The following is a 2361-nucleotide window of genomic DNA, read 5'->3' as shown; positions in this document are numbered from 1 at the left end:
ACCGGGTGACGCCCGTCTAGTTGACGGGTCCCGTGTACTTCTCGCCCGGCCCGGCGCCGATCGCGTCCGGGATCGCCGACGCCTCGCGGAAGGCGAGCTGCAGCGACCGCAGCCCGTCGCGGAGCGGGCGGGCGTGGTGATCGCCGATCTCGGTCGCGGCGGCGGTGACCAGACCGGCCAGCGCGGTGATGAGCTTCCGTGCCTCGTCCAGGTCGGTCTGCTGCTGCGGGTCGTCGGCCAGGCCGACCTTCACGGCCGCGGCACTGAGCAGGTGCACCGCAACGGTGTTGATGAGTTCGACCGCCGGCACCTCCGCGATGTCCCTGGCGGCGTCGATGCCGGTGTCGTCGATCGGGGTGTCGCTCACGGTGCTCCTCTGCTAGGCTTGCTCGCGGCAGATGCTGTCCGTGTGCCATCAGTTCTCTTGACATCAGTTCTCCTGACGTCATGAACCCTGACAACTCCCGGACGGTGTCACGAAAGAGGAGTCTCTCCCACCCGCGGCCGCGTTCCACCAGGCTACCGGGTCACCACCGCTCCGCGAGTGCACGTGTTGCGCTCGTCGGTCGGATCCCACGGATCCGATGCAGGGCGGCTGCCGAACGGGTCGACATCCCGTGCGTCAGATCTCCTCTCTCGTGCTGTCGTCCAGGGCAAACGCCCCGGACGGCCACCACCTGATTGAAGGAGCTCCGCATCACCGATCCCCGTACCAACGACCGAATCCGCGTTCCCGAAGTCCGACTCGTCGGTCCGCAGGGTGAGCAGGTCGGCGTTGTCCCGATCGCCATGGCCCTGCGTCTCGCGCAGGAAGCCGAACTGGATCTGGTCGAGGTCGCGCCGAACTCGAAGCCGCCCGTGGCCAAGATCATGGACTACGGCAAGTTCAAGTACGAAGCCGCTCAGAAGGCCAAGGAAGCCCGTCGCAACCAGGTGAACACGGACCTGAAAGAGGTCCGTTTCCGCCTGAAGATCGACGTGCACGACTACGAGACGAAGCGCAAGCGCGCCGAGGGGTTCCTCCTCGGTGGCGACAAGGTGAAGGCGATGATCCTCTTCCGTGGCCGCGAGCAGTCGCGTCCTGAGCAGGGTGTCCGTCTCCTCCACAAGTTCGCGGAAGAGATCGCCGAGTTCGGCGTCGTCGAGTCGCGTCCGACCCAGGACGGCCGCAACATGACGATGATCATCGCCCCGCTCAAGAACAAGTCCGACGTCAAGGGCGAGCAGAACGCCAAGCGTGCTGCACAGAAGGCCGAGCGTCGTGCCACCGAGCACGCCGCGAAGGGCAAGGACGAGGCCGAGGCCGGTTCCACGTCCGAGGCAGCTGCGGAATCCACGGACTCCGCGGCCGAATAGGTCCCCGGACCGAACCCGCAACGACGCGGCCCCCCATCCATCCCACGGAAAGGCACCACCATGCCCAAGCAGAAGACCCACTCCGGGTCGAAGAAGCGCTTCAAGGTCACCGGTACCGGCAAGATCATGAAGCAGCAGGCCGGTATGCGTCACAACCTCGAGGTCAAGAGCTCCAAGCGCAAGGCCCGCCTGAACGAGGACCAGGTCCTCTCCAAGGGTGACGCGAAGAACGTCAAGAAGCTCCTCGGCCACTGAGCCCCGCAGATCGTAAAGGAATAGTGCAATGGCACGAGTAAAGAGAGCGGTCAACGCCGCCAAGAAGCGCCGCGTCATCCTCGAACGCGCCGAGGGCTACCGCGGCCAGCGTTCGCGTCTGTACCGCAAGGCCAAGGAGCAGGTCACCCACTCCCTCGTCTACGCGTACCGCGACCGTCACGCGAAGAAGGGCGAGTTCCGTCGCCTCTGGATCCAGCGCATCAACGCTGCGTCCCGTGCGAACGGCCTGACCTACAACCGCCTCATCCAGGGTCTCAACCTGGCTGGCGTCGAGGTCGACCGTCGCATCCTCGCCGACCTCGCGGTGAACAACCCCGAGACCTTCACCGCGCTCGTCGAGACCGCGAAGAAGGCCCTCCCGGCCGACACCTCGGCCCCGAAGGCTGCGTAGTCAGTTCTTCTGCTCGCGAAACCCCCGCCGCACGGCGGGGGTTTCGTCGTTCCTAGACTTGGGTCGTGAGCGATCTCCTCGAGAACCCCCGTGCCGGACGCGTGAAGGCCGTTGCGGCCCTGGCCAAGAAGGACGTCCGGGCCGGGACCGGCCTGTTCCTGCTGGAAGGACCCCAAGCGGTCCGCGAAGCGCTGGAGTACGCGCCGGAGCTCCTGCGCGCGCTGTACGTGACCCCCACCGCCGCAGCCCGCTACGGGCTGGACGACGCGCCGGTGGACACGTGGTTCGTGACCGAGCAGGTGCTCGACGCGATGGCGGACACCGTCACCCCGCAGGGC

The 2361-nt window shown here is 66.5% G+C and carries 5 protein-coding genes; 4 read left to right on the top strand and 1 reads right to left on the bottom strand.

The features are described from left to right. Positions 1 to 16 precede the first annotated feature (16 nt). Positions 17 to 367, bottom strand: a complete 351-nt coding sequence (locus BACI9J_RS22490) for a DUF1844 domain-containing protein (protein ID WP_017887978.1) — start codon at positions 365 to 367, stop codon at positions 17 to 19. Positions 368 to 681: 314 nt separating this feature from the next. Between BACI9J_RS22490 and infC the strand changes: the two genes are divergently transcribed. The 4 genes from infC to BACI9J_RS22470 all read left to right on the top strand — a co-directional run. After that, positions 682 to 1356, top strand: coding sequence for a translation initiation factor IF-3 (gene infC / locus BACI9J_RS22485; protein ID WP_017887977.1), 675 nt, complete (start codon positions 682 to 684; stop codon positions 1354 to 1356). A gap of 60 nt (positions 1357 to 1416) precedes the next feature. After that, positions 1417 to 1611, top strand: coding sequence for a 50S ribosomal protein L35 (rpmI, locus tag BACI9J_RS22480; protein WP_017887976.1), 195 nt, complete (start codon positions 1417 to 1419; stop codon positions 1609 to 1611). Positions 1612 to 1639: 28 nt separating this feature from the next. After that, entirely contained in the window at positions 1640 to 2023 is a 384-nt protein-coding gene (gene rplT, locus BACI9J_RS22475) for a 50S ribosomal protein L20 (RefSeq protein ID WP_017887975.1), read from the top strand. A gap of 65 nt (positions 2024 to 2088) precedes the next feature. Next, on the top strand, positions 2089 to 2361 hold a 273-nt coding region (locus tag BACI9J_RS22470), incomplete at its 3' end, for an RNA methyltransferase substrate-binding domain-containing protein (RefSeq protein ID WP_328699826.1).

It is taken from the genome of Arthrobacter sp. 9V (genome assembly GCF_902506065.1).
Lineage (GTDB): Bacteria > Actinomycetota > Actinomycetes > Actinomycetales > Micrococcaceae > Arthrobacter.
Note: the sequence above shows the minus strand (reverse complement) of the source record. Positions and strands in the feature narration are given on the sequence as shown.

Coding starts and splice junctions, on each gene's coding strand:
- rpmI (WP_017887976.1), top strand. CDS start 1,417: ATGCCCAAGCAGAAGACCCACTCCGGGTCGAAGAAGCGCTTCAAGGTC.
- rplT (WP_017887975.1), top strand. CDS start 1,640: ATGGCACGAGTAAAGAGAGCGGTCAACGCCGCCAAGAAGCGCCGCGTC.